This is a genomic window from Pseudomonas sp. LB3P31 (assembly GCF_054897945.1).
Genome location: NZ_CM142710.1, coordinates 519,261 through 536,268 on the forward strand (window position 1 = coordinate 519,261; position 17,008 = coordinate 536,268).

18 protein-coding genes are annotated in these 17,008 nt (G+C 58.5%); 14 read left to right on the forward strand and 4 right to left on the reverse strand.

Annotated features, from left to right (window positions below; genetic code table 11):
- Positions 1 to 17 precede the first annotated feature (17 nt).
- From ACYZTK_RS02220 to ACYZTK_RS02230, 3 genes are all read left to right on the forward strand, one after another.
- On the forward strand, positions 18 to 1,607 hold the full coding sequence (locus ACYZTK_RS02220) for an ABC-F family ATPase (protein WP_462012925.1): 1,590 nt from the start codon (positions 18 to 20) through the stop codon (positions 1,605 to 1,607).
- Between the two features lie 276 nt (positions 1,608 to 1,883).
- Complete coding sequence (locus tag ACYZTK_RS02225) at positions 1,884 to 3,080, forward strand: MFS transporter (RefSeq protein ID WP_462012926.1); 1,197 nt, start codon at positions 1,884 to 1,886, stop codon at positions 3,078 to 3,080.
- Between the two features lie 158 nt (positions 3,081 to 3,238).
- Entirely contained in the window at positions 3,239 to 3,682 is a 444-nt protein-coding gene (locus tag ACYZTK_RS02230; RefSeq protein ID WP_462012927.1) for a tail fiber domain-containing protein, read from the forward strand.
- 27 nt (positions 3,683 to 3,709) lie between these two features.
- On the opposite strand, the gene ACYZTK_RS02235 is transcribed toward ACYZTK_RS02230, so the two are convergent.
- Positions 3,710 to 4,747: an alpha/beta hydrolase family protein gene (locus ACYZTK_RS02235; RefSeq protein WP_462012928.1), complete on the reverse strand. Its 1,038-nt coding sequence runs from the start codon at positions 4,745 to 4,747 to the stop codon at positions 3,710 to 3,712.
- A gap of 168 nt (positions 4,748 to 4,915) precedes the next feature.
- The gene (locus tag ACYZTK_RS02240) at positions 4,916 to 5,527 is read right to left on the reverse strand and encodes an FMN-dependent NADH-azoreductase (protein ID WP_462012929.1); all 612 of its coding nucleotides are present in this window, start codon (positions 5,525 to 5,527) and stop codon (positions 4,916 to 4,918) included.
- A 129-nt stretch (positions 5,528 to 5,656) separates the two neighbouring features.
- Between ACYZTK_RS02240 and ACYZTK_RS02245 the strand changes: the two genes are divergently transcribed.
- Positions 5,657 to 6,565: a LysR substrate-binding domain-containing protein gene (locus tag ACYZTK_RS02245; RefSeq protein WP_462012930.1), complete on the forward strand. Its 909-nt coding sequence runs from the start codon at positions 5,657 to 5,659 to the stop codon at positions 6,563 to 6,565.
- Complete coding sequence (locus ACYZTK_RS02250; protein WP_462012931.1) at positions 6,562 to 6,921, forward strand: MmcQ/YjbR family DNA-binding protein; 360 nt, start codon at positions 6,562 to 6,564, stop codon at positions 6,919 to 6,921. Before ACYZTK_RS02245 ends, ACYZTK_RS02250 begins: the two co-directional genes overlap by 4 nt.
- On the opposite strand, the gene ACYZTK_RS02255 is transcribed toward ACYZTK_RS02250, so the two are convergent.
- Together ACYZTK_RS02255 and ACYZTK_RS02260 are read right to left on the reverse strand one after the other, a co-directional pair.
- Positions 6,918 to 7,325, reverse strand: coding sequence for a DUF1294 domain-containing protein (locus ACYZTK_RS02255; RefSeq protein WP_462012932.1), 408 nt, complete (start codon positions 7,323 to 7,325; stop codon positions 6,918 to 6,920). The genes ACYZTK_RS02250 and ACYZTK_RS02255 overlap by 4 nt on opposite strands.
- A complete protein-coding gene (locus ACYZTK_RS02260) occupies positions 7,322 to 8,152 on the reverse strand; it encodes an undecaprenyl-diphosphate phosphatase (RefSeq protein ID WP_462012933.1) in 831 nt (276 codons plus the stop codon). The genes ACYZTK_RS02255 and ACYZTK_RS02260 overlap by 4 nt, the downstream gene beginning before the upstream one ends.
- Before the next feature lie 301 nt (positions 8,153 to 8,453).
- On the opposite strand from ACYZTK_RS02260, the gene ACYZTK_RS02265 reads away from it, so the two are divergent.
- The 9 genes from ACYZTK_RS02265 (at position 8,454) to ACYZTK_RS02305 (ending at position 16,876) form a co-directional block, all read left to right on the forward strand.
- Entirely contained in the window at positions 8,454 to 10,088 is a 1,635-nt protein-coding gene (locus ACYZTK_RS02265) for a methyl-accepting chemotaxis protein (protein WP_462012934.1), read from the forward strand.
- 58 nt (positions 10,089 to 10,146) lie between these two features.
- Positions 10,147 to 10,710: a nicotinamide riboside transporter PnuC gene (gene pnuC, locus ACYZTK_RS02270; protein ID WP_462012935.1), complete on the forward strand. Its 564-nt coding sequence runs from the start codon at positions 10,147 to 10,149 to the stop codon at positions 10,708 to 10,710.
- On the forward strand, positions 10,707 to 11,231 hold the full coding sequence (locus ACYZTK_RS02275) for an AAA family ATPase (RefSeq protein WP_462012936.1): 525 nt from the start codon (positions 10,707 to 10,709) through the stop codon (positions 11,229 to 11,231). The genes pnuC and ACYZTK_RS02275 overlap by 4 nt, the downstream gene beginning before the upstream one ends.
- A gap of 329 nt (positions 11,232 to 11,560) precedes the next feature.
- The gene (locus ACYZTK_RS02280) at positions 11,561 to 11,998 is read left to right on the forward strand and encodes a hypothetical protein (protein WP_462012937.1); all 438 of its coding nucleotides are present in this window, start codon (positions 11,561 to 11,563) and stop codon (positions 11,996 to 11,998) included.
- Between the two features lies 1 nt (position 11,999).
- A complete protein-coding gene (locus ACYZTK_RS02285) occupies positions 12,000 to 12,572 on the forward strand; it encodes an adhesin (RefSeq protein WP_462012938.1) in 573 nt (190 codons plus the stop codon).
- 55 nt (positions 12,573 to 12,627) lie between these two features.
- On the forward strand, positions 12,628 to 13,971 hold the full coding sequence (locus ACYZTK_RS02290; protein WP_462012939.1) for a heme utilization protein: 1,344 nt from the start codon (positions 12,628 to 12,630) through the stop codon (positions 13,969 to 13,971).
- Between the two features lie 62 nt (positions 13,972 to 14,033).
- Positions 14,034 to 14,714 (forward strand): C39 family peptidase, encoded by a 681-nt coding sequence (locus tag ACYZTK_RS02295; RefSeq protein WP_462012940.1) that lies wholly within the window; start codon positions 14,034 to 14,036, stop codon positions 14,712 to 14,714.
- A 33-nt stretch (positions 14,715 to 14,747) separates the two neighbouring features.
- Positions 14,748 to 15,551, forward strand: coding sequence for a hypothetical protein (locus ACYZTK_RS02300; protein ID WP_462012941.1), 804 nt, complete (start codon positions 14,748 to 14,750; stop codon positions 15,549 to 15,551).
- A 44-nt stretch (positions 15,552 to 15,595) separates the two neighbouring features.
- Positions 15,596 to 16,876, forward strand: coding sequence for a coiled-coil domain-containing protein (locus tag ACYZTK_RS02305; protein WP_462012942.1), 1,281 nt, complete (start codon positions 15,596 to 15,598; stop codon positions 16,874 to 16,876).
- The last annotated feature ends 132 nt before the right edge of the window (positions 16,877 to 17,008 follow it).

Here is a 17,008-nt window from a genome sequence, read left to right on the forward strand (position 1 = left end):
CTTCGCAGGAAAAACCTTTGATCTCTACAGCTAACATCACGATGCAGTTCGGCGCCAAGCCGCTATTCGAAAACGTTTCGGTCAAATTCGCCGCGGGCAACCGCTATGGTCTGATCGGCGCCAACGGTTGCGGCAAGTCGACTTTCATGAAAATCCTCGGTAACGACCTCGAGCCTTCCGGTGGCCAGGTCATGCTCGAGCCGAACGTGCGCCTGGGTAAATTGCGCCAGGACCAGTTCGCCTACGAAGAATTTACCGTGATCGACACCGTGATCATGGGTCACGAAGAGCTGTGGAAGGTCAAGGCCGAGCGCGACCGCATCTACTCGCTGCCGGAAATGACCGAAGAAGACGGCATGGCCGTGGCCGAGCTGGAAACCGAATTCGCCGAAATGGACGGCTACACCGCCGAATCCCGTGCCGGTGAATTGCTGCTGGGCCTGGGTATCGGCATCGAGCAGCACTTTGGCCCGATGAGCGAAGTGTCGCCAGGCTGGAAACTGCGGGTATTGCTGGCACAGGCTTTGTTCTCCGACCCTGAAGTGCTGTTGCTCGACGAGCCGACCAACCACCTAGACATCAACACCATCCGCTGGCTGGAAAACATCCTGACCCAGCGCTCCAGCCTGATGATCATCATCTCTCACGACCGTCACTTCCTGAACAGCGTGTGCACCCACATGGCTGACCTGGACTACGGCGAGCTGCGCCTGTTCCCGGGCAACTACGACGAGTACATGACCGTGGCGACCCAGTCCCGCGAACAATTGCTGTCGGACAACGCCAAGAAGAAAGCGCAGATCTCCGAACTGCAATCGTTCGTCAGCCGGTTTTCGGCCAACGCCTCGAAAGCCAAGCAGGCCACTTCCCGCGCCAAGGCGATCGACAAGATCCAGCTGGCCGAGGTCAAGCCTTCGAGCCGCGTGAGCCCGTTCATCCGCTTCGAACAGAACAAAAAGCTGCACCGCCAGGCGGTCATCGTCGAGCGCATGGCCAAAGGCTTTGACGGCAAACCGCTGTTCAAGGACTTCAGCTTCCAAGTTGAAGCGGGCGAGCGCGTGGCGATTATCGGCCCGAACGGTATCGGTAAAACCACCCTGCTGCGCACCCTGGTCAACGAACTGACTCCGGATGCCGGCACCGTGAAGTGGACCGACGCCGCGGAACTGGGCTACTACGCCCAGGACCACGCACACGACTTCGAAGACGACTGCAACCTGTTCGACTGGATGGGCCAGTGGACCCAGGGCGGCGAGCAAATCGTTCGCGGCACCCTCGGCCGCATGCTGTTCTCCAACGACGAGATCCTCAAGTCGGTCAAGGTCATCTCCGGTGGCGAGCAAGGTCGCATGCTGTTCGGCAAGCTGATCCTGCAAAAGCCGAACGTACTGATCATGGACGAACCGACCAACCACCTCGACATGGAATCGATCGAGGCGCTGAACCTGGCGCTGGAAAACTACCCGGGCACACTGATCTTCGTCAGCCACGACCGCGAGTTCGTATCGTCCCTGGCGACGCGCATCATCGAGTTGAGCCCTAGCGGCGTGATCGACTTCAGCGGTACTTATGATGATTACCTGCGTAGCCAAGGGGTGGTGTTTTAAGGGCAGCTGTTAGTTTCAAGCTGTTAGCTGCAAGTGAAAGCCCTGTCGTTGACGGGGCTTTTGCGTTTCAGGGCCCGTAGATGTATTGGTGCGGAAACCTTCGCGAGCAAGCCCGCTCCCACAGGTAGAAAGCATTCCAAATTGTGGGAGCGGGCTTGCTCGCGAAGAGGCCCTCAGTCCCACGCAAAATTCAAACCCATATAGTTAGCCTGCTTTCATTTATTTCACACCCGCGCCATGATGCTGGTCTCCCCCGCCGCCCGCGAATGAGCCCACATGTCTGCGCAGCAACTGCCACCGCAAAGCCCCATGGCGATCACCCTGCAGATCGTCTCCATTGTGTTCTACACCTTCGTCGCCTTCCTCTGCATCGGCCTGCCGATCGCGGTGTTGCCGGGCTATGTCCACGACCAGCTGGGGTTCAGCGCCATTGTCGCGGGCCTGGTCATTGGCTGCCAATACCTCGCTACCCTGCTCAGCCGCCCCATGGCCGGACGCATGTCGGACACCATTGGCACCAAGCGAGCGATTGTCTATGGGTTGTCGGGCATTGTCCTCAGTGGCGTGTTGACGTTGCTGTCGACGCTGCTGCAGAGCATGCCGCTACTGAGCCTTTCGATCCTGATTGCCGGGCGGTTGCTGCTCGGGATTGCCCAGGGCCTGATCGGCGTCGGCACCATCAGCTGGTGCATGGGCCAGGTGGGCGCTGAACACACTGCGCGGTCGATCTCCTGGAATGGCATCGCTTCCTATGGCGCGATTGCCATTGGCGCGCCACTGGGTGTGGTGATGGTCGGTGAGCTGGGGTTCGCCAGTCTGGGGATCGCCCTGTCGCTGCTGGCCCTGGCCGCCTTGCTGTTGATTCGCAACAAACCCTCGGTGCCGGTGGTTCGCGGTGAGCGCCTGCCCTTCTGGGCGGTGTTCGGACGCATCGCACCATTCGGGGCCAGCCTGAGCCTAGCGTCCATTGGCTATGGAACGCTGACGACCTTTATCACCCTGTATTACGTGAACCGTGGCTGGACGGGGGCGGCGTACTGCCTGACCGTATTTGGCGTGTGCTTTATCCTGGCGCGGATCCTGTTCATTTCGAGCATCAGTCGCTTTGGCGGGTTTACTTCGGCGATTGCCTGCATGTGCATCGAGGTGATCGGGCTGGTGCTGCTGTGGCTGGCACCGTCGACCGGCTATGCCCTGCTCGGCGCGGGATTGACCGGGTTTGGCCTGTCCCTGGTGTACCCGGCGCTGGGCGTCGAGGCGATCAGGCAGGTGCCGAACTCCAGTCGCGGCGCGGGTTTGAGTGCCTATGCGGTGTTCTTCGACCTGGCGCTGGCGATCGCGGGGCCGTTGATGGGGGCGATTGCGTTGAACCTGGGGTATTCGTGGATTTTCTTTTGTGCGGCGTTGTTGTCTGTGACCGCACTTTGTCTCACTTGGTTGTTGGCACGTCAGGCTGCTGGCCCGACCAGTTAAATAAACCTTAAATATAAACAACCATAAAAGTATTTCGGAATATAGCGATAAGTAATATTACGCATTAATTAATGCAGAGTGCCATCTTTGTTTTAATTCTCAACTTCGACAAAATCGCCGGTGACGCACTTACATTAAATTTTGTTCAGGAAGAATAGATGATGCGAATAGCTATAACACTCCTTGCCCCAGCGTTGATGCTTCTACTATCTCCCACTGCACACGCGCAAAGCTCGGTTCAACAGCAAATCTGCCATAACGGTGTCTGCTACGATGTAGGCGGCCCGCCGGGCAGTGGCGGAATTGGCGGCGACTGCTGCCCATTCAGCGATGAACGCCTGAAACAAAATGTCCAACTCCTGGAAAACTCGACGGAGAACCTGCTAAAACTCCGTGGCGTGACATTCAACTGGAAACAAAACGACAAGGCTGACGTTGGCCTGATCGCGCAAGATGTACAAAAGGTCTACCCACAGCTGGTTCGCACTGAAGGCGATCACCTGCAAGTGGACTATCAGAAACTTGTCGCACCATTAATTGAGTCGGTGCGCGAACTGAATAACAGGGTTCAAACCCTGGAAACAGCCTTGGCTGACAAGTAACAGATTGCAAAATCCGCTGGTCGTCATTCATTGATCAGCGGTTTGCATCCCGGCCCGCGTAGCCTTGCCCAAAGTACGGGAGAAGAATCGTCCTGCTTCGCCAATCATATTGCGATGAATATCCTCGCGATCGACCCCGTCGGCGTCAGTGCACAGTGCCGGCATCGCCGCTATCTGCTCCTCGTTGCACGGCGCCATGAAGACAAAATGCCCGGCCCCTGCCAGTAGTTTGAAATCCGGGGCGATCGGCAGTTTGCGCGCCAAGGCGGCGGCGTTTTTGTCGAAGGCCACCAGCTTGTCGCCGTCGCCGCTGTAAAGCAGCACTGGCACGTGCACGTCGGCCAGGGTGTGGCGGCCGAACTTCAGGCTTAACGGCGCCATCAGCAGCAAGGCATGCACGCGTGGGTCTGCCACCGGTTGCAGGTCATCGCGATCTACTATCAGCTCACCTTGGGTATTGCAGGCATCACGGTCGTCCGGACGTTCCTGGCAATAACGACGCAGGCGATCCAGGTCCGGGGTTGCGCCGGAGAGGATCAGCGCGGTCTCGCCGCCCGCCGAGTAGCCGATCACGCCGACCTGCTCGGCATTGACGAAAGGCGCGAGCATGGCATCGCCCAAGGTCGCGGTAATGGCTTCGGAGATCTGAATCGGCCGCCCGTACAGGTTACTCAAAGTACCAAGACGGCTGTGATCCTTGGAGTTGTCACCGGGATGGATCACCGCCACAACCACAAAACCCTTGCGCGCCAGGGAGGTCATCAGGTCGTGCAACCCCAGTGGCGTGCCGGTGTTGCCGTGGGACAGCATCAGCATGGGGAAACGCCCAATGGCCACCCGGGTGTCTTCACCGGCCTCAACCGTATAACCCTCAAGCCGGCTGGAATGTTCCTTGTCGCTTGAGGGGTAAAACGCGATGGCGCGCATCGGCTGCAGGTCCAGGGGGTCGAGAAAGCTCATCTCGTGGTAACCGACGCTCCAGTGCGGATGCAGCCCGGGCGCAGCGTGCACCAAATTCAGGCTGCTGAGCAGGACCATCAGTAATGCTGCACAAAGACGTACCATGGAACGCCCTACCCTGTTACTCGACCGGTGACGATAACCCTGTGCTGCATGACCCGGGCCAACATGTGACATAGCCAGAAACAAAAAACTCCGCATCTGGTGCTTGCGCATCCAGAATACAGAGTTTTAGGGGGATTGCCTGAGCTGTTTGATGTCTTTACGCAAGCCTTACGCGGCGGCGAACAACTGCTCGTTGATGTGTGTGTGTGCGTCGCTCATGGCTTTAGTGCGAACTTCATCACCGTAGGCCAGGCCTTCGGCGCGGACGAACTCGATGTCAGTCACACCGAGGAAGCCGAACAGCAGCTTCAGGTACTCTTCATGAGCCACACCACTTGCCTGACCGGCATGCAGGCCGCCGGATGTAGAAACGATCACCACTTTCTTGCCACCGCACAGGCCTTCAGGGCCGGCTTCGGTGTAACGGAAGGTCTGACCCGCTACCGCGATGCGGTCGATCCAGGCCTTGAGCTGGGTTGGAATGGTGAAGTTGTACATCGGTGCGGCGATCACTACGGCATCAGCGGCGAGGAATTCCGCCAGGGTGCTGGCGCTCAACTCGGCTTCATGTTGTTGCGCGGCATTGCGCAACTCGGCGGTGGTGCCGGCGGCTACCAACGTGGTGGAGGAAAAGTGGCTGATGGCATCGGCCGCCAGGTCGCGGTAGGTCACCACGGTGCCCGCTTCGGCGGCTTGCCAGGCGTTGACCACTTCACTGCTTAGCTGACGGGACGCCGAGTTGTCGCCCAGAATGCTCGAATCGATGTGCAACAGTTTCATAAGGGAACTCCAAGGTGAGGATCGCCAGCCGGCGATCTGATGGAGTTAATCCTACAGGTGAAACCAATAGTCGATTAGTCAGGAATAATGCGATTATTCGTCTCACTGATAGAACGATCGGAATTCGACATGCAAGATCTCAATGACCTCTACTATTTTGCCAAGGTGGTGGAAGCCGGTGGTTTTGCCGCCGCCGGGCGTTTGCTGGGCATTCCCAAGTCACGCCTGTCCCGGCGCATCGCCGAACTTGAAGAGCGCCTGGGCGCGCGACTGCTGCAGCGCACGACCCGCCAGCTCAACCTCACCGCTGTGGGTGAGCGCTACTTGCGGCATTGCCAGGCCATGATGCTGGAAGCCGAGATGGCCGACGAAGCGGTGGCCAGCATGTCCAGCGAACCCCGTGGACGCTTGCGGGTGTCTTGTCCGGTGGGACTGGCCCATGAAATCCTGCCTGACATTATCAGCAGCTTTCTTGAAAAGTTTCCCCAGGTTCAGCTGGAAGTCATGCTGCTCAACCGCCGGGTCGACCTGGTCACCGAAGGCATAGACGTGGCTCTGCGGGTGCGCGAGTTGGGCGATGAAGACCCGCAGCTGGTGACCCGCCGGCTGCGTCAGGCACAAACGGCGCTGGTCGCCAGTCCGGCATTTCTGCGCGAACGCGAGATCAATCACCCTGAACAACTGAAAAACCTGCCTGCCCTTGGCGCTCTCGAGGCTGACCGTCTGATGCACATCCGACTGCTCGACCAGCACGGCAAGAGCGTTGAGTTGGCCCTGGAGGCGCGCCTGGGTATCGACGATTTCATCGTGCGCAGGGCCTGCGCCCTCGCCGGCCGAGGCTTCACCCTCTTGCCGATGATGTACTGCGAGCAGGAGCTGCAAGACGGTTCGCTGGTACAACTGCTGCCCGACTGGTCATTGCCCGGCGGCTGGCTGCAGGCGGTCTATCCGCATCGACGCGGGGTGATGCCAGCGGTTCGCGCCTGGATCGATCACTTGATCGAGTCATTCAACGCTTGTGGGGAGCGCCTGTTATGAGTGCAACACGGATGAGCGAAGCGGCTGTAGCAAAGTTTTGCCTGGCCCTGCCGGGTGCCCGGGAAGACTACAAGTGGGGTGGCGTACGGGTGTTTTCGATTGCCGGAAACAAGATGTTTGCGCTTCAGGGGCTGCGCGGCGACTCGCTGGCCTTCAAGGTCGACAAGGATCTGTTCCTGGGCCACTGCGATCGCCCCGGCATTCATCCGGCGCCGTATTTGGCCCGTGCGCAATGGATCATCATGGACGTGCCCTACCCGCTGGGCGCCGAAGAGCTGCAAGGTTTGCTGCAACGTTCCCACCAGCTGGTCGTGAGCAAGTTGCCCAAGCGCACCCAGGTGGGACTGCTGCTCTAGAACAGCGCGAACAGATGGGCGCCGAGGAACAGCTGGTCGATCCAGAACACCTGGTGCAGCAGGACGATGGCCCAGAACAGGACCTGGTAGGAAATCTTGCGGGTCTTGTGCCGAAACACCTGCTGCGCCACCAAAGCCCCCGGCCAACCACCAGCGAGTTCCACTGCGTGCAGGACGTTTTCCGGGGTTCGCCAGCTGTTGGTTCGAGCCTTGCGCTTGTCGCTCCAGTAAAGGAAAAAAGCCAGCAGGCTGACGATGCCGTAGGCCGACAGGGGAATCAGTGATATCCCCTGCAGCCACATCAGCATCGAACCGGTCAACGGCAGCGCGCACACGATCGCCAACGCCAGCAACTTGATTCGCGGGTGCTGGATGTTCCCTGGGCGCGCGCTGCTGTCGATCATGGCTTGGCCGCGCTCCAGTCCACCCAGCCGAACTGCCAGGTGGCGAGGATCAGCAGGCCGAAGCCGATGCGGTACCAGGCGAACACGGCATAGCTGTGATTGGCGATGAACTTGAGCAAGCCGCGTACCGCAATCATCGCGAAGATGAACGCGGTGACGAAGCCAACGGCAAATACCGGGAAATCCGCCGGAACGAACAGGGCGCGGTACTTGTAGCCCGAGTACACCGCCGCACCGACCATGGTCGGCATCGCCAGGAAGAACGAGAATTCGGTTGCCGTCTTGCGCGACAGGCCGAACAGCAAACCACCAATGATGGTCGAGCCGGAACGCGAAGTGCCCGGAATCATTGCCAGGCATTGGGCAAGTCCGACTTTCAGGGCGTCTTTCCAGGTGATCTCGTCGACCGTTTCGGCGTGCACTTCATGCTCGCGGCGCTCGGCCCACAACATGATGAAGCCACCAACCACCAGCGCCGTTGCGACGGTGACTGCGTTGAACAGGTAATGATGGATCAGGTCGGCGAAAATCACCCCTAACACCACCGCCGGCATGAACGCGATCAACAGGTTCGCGGTAAAGCGGCGAGCGCTCGGCTGGGTCGGCAAGCCGATGACCACGTCGAGAATCTTGCGGCGAAACTCCCACACCACCGCCAGGATTGCCCCGAGCTGGATGATGATGTTGAACGCCATGGCGCGCTCACCACCGAAGTTGAGCAAGTCCGCGACGATAATCTGGTGTCCGGTACTGGAAATGGGCAGAAACTCCGTCAGCCCTTCTACAACGCCTAGTATCAATGCCTGAAAGGCGGTCCAAAGATCCATCAATCCCCCAAGAAGCGATGCGCGTCGGCATGCCCCGTTAATATTTTCAATGCGTGTAATGCGCTCAGCCTGGCTGATGTGCCGGTTGTAACCGCCGCGCGCTTAAATCTCTGGATAAACCGCCACTTGGCGTGAAAAGTTCATGCCGGATTCAGGTTTTCCCGCGCGGGGCCGAAATCCTATCAGACAAGTCCGTTTTACGCTGCCGAGTATTGGACTTGAGTGCATACCCGTGCCTGCCATCGGGGTGAAATGCTGGCGATCTTTCATGACAAGAACAAGAAACCGGAGTAACCGCCTTATGAACAGCTTGCGCACTATGTCGATCAGCCGCCGCCTGTGGCTCATCCTGATCGTGGCCGTGATGATGCTGATGACGCTGGGCGGGTTGATGCTCAAGCAGATTCATACCGACCTGTACCAAGCCAAGGCGCAGAAAACCCAGCACGTGGTACAGACTGCCAGCGGCATCCTCAGCTATTACCATAACCTGGAGACCACTGGCGCCCTGACCCGCGAAGCAGCCCAGAAGCAGGCGCTGACGGCGGTGCGGGGCCTGCGTTATGACCAGAATGATTATTTCTGGATCAACGACCTGGTCCCGGTCATGGTCATGCACCCGGCCAACCCGAAACTCGATGGCCAGAACCTCTCGGCGATTCGCGATCCGGATGGCTTTGCGGTGTTCAACGAGATGGTTGCCGTGGCCAAGGCCAAGGGCGCCGGCATGGTCAATTATCGCTGGCCCAAGCCAGGAGCCAGCGCGCCAGTGGAGAAGACTTCCTACGTCAAGCTGTTCGAACCCTGGGGCTGGGTGATCGGTTCCGGCGTGTACATCGACGACATGCAGGGCGAGTTCTACGGCCAGGTATGGAAAGCTTCGCTGGTGGGCCTGGTCATCGCCGCGATCATGGCGCTGCTGGTGATCCTGATCGCGCGCAGCATCGTGCGGCCCCTGCAGGAAGCGGTTAACGCCATGGCCAACATCGCCAGCGGCGAGAGCGACCTGACCCGCAGCCTGGATACCCATGGCCGCGATGAGGTGACCCAACTAGCCCAGCATTTCAATGCGTTCACCGCCAAACTGCGCCTGGTGATCAGTCAATTACAGACCTCTGCCAGCGATCTGGGTGAGTCGTCCAGCGCGATGGGGCACGACGCAGCCGAGGCGCAACAGCGCAGCCAGCAGCAATCGCAGCAGATGGAACTGGTGGCCACGGCGATCAATGAAGTGACGTATGGCGTGCAGGACGTGGCAAAAAATGCCGAGCACGCCGCCAGCGAAATGCGCGACGCCGAATCCCAGGCGCAACAGGGCCAGGTCAACATCGATGGCAGTTTGCAGCAGATCGACAAGTTGTCCGGCACTATCGACCAGGCTGTGGAGGTCATCCGCACGCTGGCGGCCGAGAGCACACAAATTGGCACCGTCCTCGAAGTGATCCGCTCGATAGCCGAGCAAACCAACCTGCTGGCGCTCAATGCTGCCATCGAGGCCGCCAGGGCTGGGGAACAAGGTCGCGGGTTTGCGGTGGTGGCCGACGAAGTTCGCCTGCTGGCGCAACGCACGCAAAAATCCACGGCCGAGATCCAGTCGATGATCGAGCGCTTGCAGAATCATTCGGAAGCGGCGGTCAAGGTCATCGGCGACAGCAGCCGCGCTTCGCAGCTGACTATCGAACAGGCGGGGCTGGCCGGCGCCAGCCTGAGTGCCATCGGCCAGGCCTTGCGCAACCTCAACGGCCTGAACGCCTCCATCGCCAGCGCCACGCTGCAGCAGGCGCACGTGGTGGAAGACATCAACCAGAACGTCACGCAGGCGGCGGGCTTGTCCCACAGCACTGCGCTGGCGGCAGAACAATCGAGCGTGGCGAGTGTGCGGTTGAAGGGTTTGAGTGAGCAGTTGAACGGGTTGCTCGGGCAGTTTCGGGTGTAACCAAACCCGGATCCATCCGGTACAATCCGCTCCCCTCCTCATCCCCTAAGGAACCTCCATGTCCGGGCTAGAACTGTTTGCCGCCGCCCTCGGTGTGATCGCCGTCTGGTTGACGGTCAAACAGAATCCCTGGTGCTGGCCGATCGGCCTGGTCATGGTGTTGCTCTATAGCTGGGTGTTTTTTGAAGTGAAGCTTTACTCCGACATGCTGCTGCAGGTGATCTACGCCGCGCTGCAACTGTACGGCTGGTGGCAATGGACCCGTGGCGGCGAAGCACGGCAAGGGCGGCAGGTCAGCCAGCTGGGAGCATCACCTGTCGTATCGGGTTTGATCCTGGGCGCGATCGGCAGCCTGGCACTGGGCGCCGCCATGGCGCACTGGACGGATGCGGCGCAACCCTGGCTGGATGCCGCGCTTAGCGGTTTCAGCCTGGTCGCGCAGTTGTGGATGGCGCAAAAGCGCGTGCAATGCTGGCCGCTGTGGATCGTGCTGGACGTGATTTTTGTCGGCCTGTTCATTTATAAAGGCATGTACCTGACCGCTGGGCTCTATGCACTGTTCACCGTGATCGCGATCCAGGGCTGGCGCGAATGGCGCGCCGATCCGGCACTGCGCACATGAAGATCCTAGTGCTCACAGGGCCTGAATCCAGCGGCAAAAGCTGGCTGTCGGATGAGATTAAAGCCCACTTTGGCGGCCTGTTGGTCGGTGAGTATGTTCGGCATTTCATCGACAGTGAAGCTCGCGAAACCTGCTACGAAGACATTACGACCATCGCCCAAGGCCAACTGGGCTGGGAAGATGCAGCACGCGCCGCGCAGCCCCCACTGCTGATTCTCGACACGCACCTGTTGAGCAATATCCTGTGGAGCCAGACCTTGTTCGGCGCTTGCCCGGCGTGGATCGAGCCGGCATTGCTGGCACGCCGCTACGACCTGCATTTGTTGTTAAGCCCGGACATCGTCGCCTGGCATAACGACGGCCAGCGCTGCCAGCCGCAACTGGCAGAGCGCCAGGCGTTTTTCCAGGCCACCCGCCAGTGGCTTGAGCTGCATCACCAGCCTTTCCAGGTACTGCAAGGCGACTGGGAGCAGCGCAAGCACGAGGCGTTCGCCGCAGTGACGCGCCTGCTCAAGGCCTGAACGGGGTGCAACCCTGCTCAAAGTGTCCATTCCTGAAACATCCCCTGCCGCCTGAACCCACGAGCTAAAGCGGCTCGCGCCCTAGCACTCGAAACTGTTAAGTCACTGATACACCCAGTGATTAGCGGCCTCAGCGAGCAATAACGCCTGCATAACGGGGAATATTCCCCAACTCTGTCTCGCCAGCGTTACAAGCTCCAAATCGGCATCGTGGACTTTTCAAGCAACTCATTGTTTTTAAAAGGATACCTAAAAGCGGCACACCTTCTGCTCTCTCCTTCGCAACGCTGATAAGGGCCAGCGTTTCACAAACAGAAGGAGTTGCCGCCGTGGGGACATTTGATAAACGCATCTATGGATTGTTGGTCATCGGATGCGCACTCGCCATAAGCGCCTCCCTGCCTGCACATGCCGACAACGGCATCATTACCATCAAACGTGATGTGCAAACACGCAACGCGGTCATTCCTCCGCTGATCCCCGATCCGAATCCAACCACCGTCAATGCCAACCCGTCCCAATACATTCTCAAACAAACCAATGAATTGAGCGACGGTGACTTTGCCAACGTGGCCAGTGGCGCCAGCATCTCGCGCCTGGTAACACAGAACACCAACAACCTGGGCGGCAATATCAACAACCAGACCCAACTGTCCAACCAGCCTGCCGGGCGCTCGGGAAATGCGGGTGGTGGCATTGCCAACATGGTCAATTCAAGTATGGCCAAGGGCTTGGGCACTTTAAACATCATAACGGGAGACCGTTAGGATGAATCGCACGCTGCTCGTTCTCGCCATGTTTTGCAGTGCCTCAAGCTTTGCCCAATCTCCGGTGATCGATAACGCCGACATCAGCAACTCGGGCAGTCAATACCAGGGCAACCTGTCGGTTAACCAGGCGGCTGGCGATCTGCAACAGCAAGCCAACGCCCGCGCCATTGCGGCGGGTCACGGTGCCAGCGCGACCACCCAGGTTCGCCAACGGCTGGGCGCCCCGGCCGACCCTGCAAGGGATGCCAAGTCCAGCATCCAGGGTAATTCTTTCAGTAACGGCAACGGTGCCCTGGGCGTTAACCAGAGCTCGGGCGCCAACAACCAGCAGGCTAACGCACTGCGCATCAGCGTCAGTGACCAGCCGCTCAGCATCGACGACAGCGTCCTCATGCAACAGAACGTGGCGCTGCTCAACAACTCCGATCCAACCGACTCTACATCAGGCTATCGCCAGGTCACTACCAGTGATCAGGCGTTCACCGGTAGTCGTGGGGTTATTCAGTTGAATCAGAGTGCCGGGGTGGGTAACCGAATGGGTAACACCCTGAGCATACGGGTCGCGGATTGACCCAAAAAAGGTAAAAAAAACAACACTTAACCTAAAACAAGTACGGAGAATCACCATGAAACCTTCGATGGCACTAAAGCCTCTGGTTTTCGCAATTGCTGCGGTCATGGCTGTTGCTGTACACGCTGGGCAAAACGATAACAATGGTCATAACAACGGCCATCACCATGGCAATGGTAACGGAGGCCCACAAACTCCTCCTCGTCCTACCATGATCCCTGTCTTTGCAACTGCCAACGCAATCGATAACCAAAGAAGTACCGGCAACACCATCCGCAATGAAGGGACTGTAAACGAAGCTGAAATGACCAGCTCGGCTACCGGCACCAGCGGCAACGTCGGCGTCAACGTGGCTGCAGGTAATGGCAACCAACAAGACAATGCGGCCGCCATCGCCAACGCTGCATCGGACTCCAGTCTCGATAACAGCTTCGTGTTCGGCACTGCCGCCGCGAGTTCGACCGTGAACCAGTTCAGCAACAACAACACGGTCAACAACTTCGGCAGCACCTCCTCAGCTGTTATGACCGGCTCAGGTAATGGCGGCAGCGGCAACATGGGTGTCAACATTGCCGGCGGCGACCTTAACCAGCAGAAAAACACCATGGCAATTGCCAATGCCAATGCTCCACTCGGCAACGCAACCGCCACTGCTTCTGCCACTCAAAACGGCCCTGGCCTGACAGTGAACAACAATGCTGATCGGACTTATCGCCTGGATACCATTACCGTTACCAATACGGCCAGTGGTAGTGCCTCGCAAGGCTATGCGTCGGTTGCCAGCGGAAGCCAAAGTGCTTCGTCGAGCTGGGAAAAGGCCGGTGCCAAAGCCTCCGCAGCTAGCGGATCAAGTAGCTGGAATGCCAGCGGCTCCCACAGCAGCGACTCGAGCGGTTCTTCGAACGCTTCTTTGAGTGCCACCTTGAGCGCTACTCTGGATGTCGCTGCTGAAGCGGCCAGGGACTTTACCCGTGATTATGGCCGTTATGAGCAAAGCGGCAGTGAGTCTTCCAGCGCATCGCTTAACGCTTCGCTCGACGCCTCGCTGGATGTGACAGTAGACAAGTCGTACACCAAATCGCACGATTCGTCGTTCGAAAAAGCGTATGACAAGTCCTACGAAAAAGCCCAGGCCTCTGCCTACGAAAAATCGGGCAGCAAGTCGTCCGAGTCTGCGTATGACAAAGCGAAGAGCTACGCTGAGAGCAGTGCATATGATTTGAGCAATACTTTCTCTTATCAAGTGCTGACTCCAACTGGCTGGGCCAACCCTGTGACCAACACCGCAACCCTCAGTGGTTCGGTTAACGGTGGCAGCGGCAACCTGGGCGTCAACGTAGCTGCCGGTGTGGGCAACCAACAAAGCAACTCGCTGGCCATTTCCAACCAGTCGTTCTAATTGTTGTCTGTTGAGGCCCCCGAATGGGGGCCTTTTTCAACACAAACAGAAGGCTTCCTGACATGCGCATTATCGCCTTGGCATTTTTGCTTTGCGTGGCCGGTGTGATCGAGGCTGCACAAATGCCGCTGGCCGTTCTGCCTGGCGGCGCGGTGGTGTACAAGCCGATCCAGAGCGTACGCGAGCGTAAATTTGCCGACCTGGTACAACAGAAAACCGACTTCAGTTGCGGCGCAGCAGCGCTGGCAACCATCCTGCGCCAGGCCTATTGGCTGGACGTCGACGAAGAACAGATCATAGAAGGCATGCTGGCGCACTCCGACCAGAATCTGGTGCGGGTCCAGGGTTTCTCCATGCTCGACATGAAGCGTTACGTTGAGAGTCTTGGCATGCGCGCCCGTGGTTATCGGGTAGCACCAGAGACGTTAAGCGAAGTGAAAATCCCAGTGGTGGTACTGCTGGATATCCGTGGCTACAAACACTTTGTGGTCATGCAACGTGTCCACGACGGCTGGGTATATATCGGAGATCCGGTACTCGGTCACAAGCGTTTCAAAGTTGAAGACTTTGTCAAAGGCTGGAACGGCATCATCTTTGCCGTTATCGGTCAGGGCTATGACAAAGCCAATGCGTTACTCGACCCTCCTGTACCACTGACTGCCAAAAACCGCATTAACACCTTCAGCCCGGTGCGAGACGCAGACCTGATGGATTTCGGGTTTATAAAAAGCGACTTCTTCTAATAACAATGGAGCAAGAAGCTCCGGGAGCATCCAATGAACACTCCAATCTGGCTGGCCGTGGTCTGCCTGGCTGCCAGCCTGCCAACCCAGGCTCAAACGTTCAAACCCATTGAACTCAAAGATCAGGAACTGGCTAGCTTGCGTGGGCGCTATGTCATGCCAGGACGGATCATCAGCTTCGGCATTGCCATGAGCAGCACCTGGGAAAATGCCAAGGGTGAAATGATCGGGGCAACGACCTCGATGCAAATCCAGAAATCGACCATCACGCCACAGTTTTATGTGTCGATGATCGACAAAAAAACCGGGGGCACAGCGCAACCGCAAGGCGCCGCTACCAGCACTGCCACGGGCACAAGCGCCCCAGCCCCCACGGTTGCAACCACCGGCACCGGTACCGTCACTGGCGGCAGCGGCCTTAATACCACCGAAGGCGTTACCCAAGTGGTACGCGCTGCCGGCGACAACAACACGGCCTACAACAACGTAGACATCAATGTCACCAAGGCGAACGAGGCGCCAGCAGTGCAGCAACCCCAAGGTCAGGCCTTGACCGCGGGCACGACAATGGTAGGGAGCAACGGCGCGGGCTCGTTGAGTGTCTCCTCATCCGGTACAGGTGTGCAGTTGAACATCGTGGCCAACAACAATCAGGGCAGTACCGTGCAGCGCCTGGCCCAGGGTGTGCTGATGCAGAACACCACTCTGCTCGGCAGCAGCAACCAGGTGCGCAACCTGACTTCCCTCAATGTGGTGCTGCGTGACAGTGCGACGACGGGCGGGTCACTGACCGGCAACCTGGACCAGCTCAAAGGTCTTCGCACTGCCGGATTCTGATCTACGCTCAGTCTCATTATGTAGTCAGAAGGGACGGCTAACCCATGCACCGATCGTTGACGCTCAAAGCTATTGTTTGTTTGAGTAGCCTGGCACCGGCAACACTGCTTTATGCAGCACCGGATCCCCAGGTCGAAGCATTAAAACAAGAACTACTGGAGTTGAAAAAGAGCTACGCAATACAACAGAACGCGTTGATGGTACTCGAGCAACGCGTTCGGCAAGTCGAAGAAGCACCCGTAGCCCCTGCGCCCAAACGCCTGACCCGGTCCCCCGCCGAACCGCCCAAAAATGGCCAGACGGTGGCGGCCGGCGCGCCGGGAACCACCGGCAGTTCGTATGGCCAGTCGCTCAAGGATGATTCGGAGCCAGCCCCAAGCGTTTCCAACCTGTACGACGAAGCCAGCGGCTTCTTCGGTGGCGGCAAGTTCAGCGTCGAAACCGGCCTGACTTATACCCACTACGATACTCGTGCGTTGACGCTCAACGGCTTCCTGGCCCTGGACTCGATTTTCCTCGGCAACATCAACCTCGACCGCATCAAGGCGGATAACTGGACCCTGGACCTGACCGCGCGCTACAACCTGGCGCAACGCTGGCAGTTCGACATTAACGTTCCCGTGGTGTACCGCGAATCCACTTACTCCTCCGGCGGCGCGGGTGGCGCAGGCCCGGTGTCTTCAGACGCAACCGTTACGCGTGACCCGACCATCGGCGACGTCAACGTCGGCGTGGCGTACAAATTCCTCGATGAGTCGGCCAACCTGCCCGACGCGGTCGTTACCCTGCGCGTCAAGGCACCCACCGGCAAGGACCCCTACGGCATCAAGCTGATCAGCGACCCAACCAACAACAACCTCTCGGTACCCGAGGACTTGCCTACCGGCAATGGTGTCTGGTCGATCACGCCTGGGCTCTCACTGGTCAAGACCTTCGACCCGGCCGTGCTGTTTGGCAGCCTGGCCTACACCTACAACATGCAGGACTCGTTCAGCGACATCAGCCCTCAGGTTGACTCCAAGGTCAGCGGCGACGTGAAACTCGGCGACTCCTGGCAGGTCGGCGCCGGTATTGCATTTGCCTTGAACGAGAAGATGAGTATGTCGTTCTCGTTCACCGACCAGTTCGCCCGCAAGAGCAAGATCAGGCCCGATGGCGGGGATTGGCAGTCGATTAGCAACAGTGATTACAACGCGGCCAACTTCAACATCGGCATGACCCTGGCGGCTACCGATAAGCTGACGATTGTGCCCAACCTGGCGATTGGCCTGACGGACGATTCGCCGGACTTTTCGTTTAGTTTGAAATTCCCTTACTACTTCTGAGGACCATAAAAAACCGCTGCGACTTACATCGCAGCGGTTTTTTTGTGGGTTAAAAGATCGCAGCCTCGTTGCACTCGACAGCTCCTACAGGGGATCGCATTCCAACGTAGGAGCTGTCGAGTGCAACGAGGC

Coding starts and splice junctions, on each gene's coding strand:
- ACYZTK_RS02225 (WP_462012926.1), top strand. CDS start 1,884: ATGTCTGCGCAGCAACTGCCACCGCAAAGCCCCATGGCGATCACCCTG.
- ACYZTK_RS02230 (WP_462012927.1), top strand. CDS start 3,239: ATGATGCGAATAGCTATAACACTCCTTGCCCCAGCGTTGATGCTTCTA.
- ACYZTK_RS02235 (WP_462012928.1), bottom strand. CDS start 4,747: ATGGTACGTCTTTGTGCAGCATTACTGATGGTCCTGCTCAGCAGCCTG.
- ACYZTK_RS02240 (WP_462012929.1), bottom strand. CDS start 5,527: ATGAAACTGTTGCACATCGATTCGAGCATTCTGGGCGACAACTCGGCG.
- ACYZTK_RS02245 (WP_462012930.1), top strand. CDS start 5,657: ATGCAAGATCTCAATGACCTCTACTATTTTGCCAAGGTGGTGGAAGCC.
- ACYZTK_RS02250 (WP_462012931.1), top strand. CDS start 6,562: ATGAGTGCAACACGGATGAGCGAAGCGGCTGTAGCAAAGTTTTGCCTG.
- ACYZTK_RS02255 (WP_462012932.1), bottom strand. CDS start 7,325: ATGATCGACAGCAGCGCGCGCCCAGGGAACATCCAGCACCCGCGAATC.
- ACYZTK_RS02260 (WP_462012933.1), bottom strand. CDS start 8,152: ATGGATCTTTGGACCGCCTTTCAGGCATTGATACTAGGCGTTGTAGAA.
- ACYZTK_RS02265 (WP_462012934.1), top strand. CDS start 8,454: ATGAACAGCTTGCGCACTATGTCGATCAGCCGCCGCCTGTGGCTCATC.
- pnuC (WP_462012935.1), top strand. CDS start 10,147: ATGTCCGGGCTAGAACTGTTTGCCGCCGCCCTCGGTGTGATCGCCGTC.
- ACYZTK_RS02275 (WP_462012936.1), top strand. CDS start 10,707: ATGAAGATCCTAGTGCTCACAGGGCCTGAATCCAGCGGCAAAAGCTGG.
- ACYZTK_RS02285 (WP_462012938.1), top strand. CDS start 12,000: ATGAATCGCACGCTGCTCGTTCTCGCCATGTTTTGCAGTGCCTCAAGC.
- ACYZTK_RS02290 (WP_462012939.1), top strand. CDS start 12,628: ATGAAACCTTCGATGGCACTAAAGCCTCTGGTTTTCGCAATTGCTGCG.
- ACYZTK_RS02295 (WP_462012940.1), top strand. CDS start 14,034: ATGCGCATTATCGCCTTGGCATTTTTGCTTTGCGTGGCCGGTGTGATC.
- ACYZTK_RS02300 (WP_462012941.1), top strand. CDS start 14,748: ATGAACACTCCAATCTGGCTGGCCGTGGTCTGCCTGGCTGCCAGCCTG.
- ACYZTK_RS02305 (WP_462012942.1), top strand. CDS start 15,596: ATGCACCGATCGTTGACGCTCAAAGCTATTGTTTGTTTGAGTAGCCTG.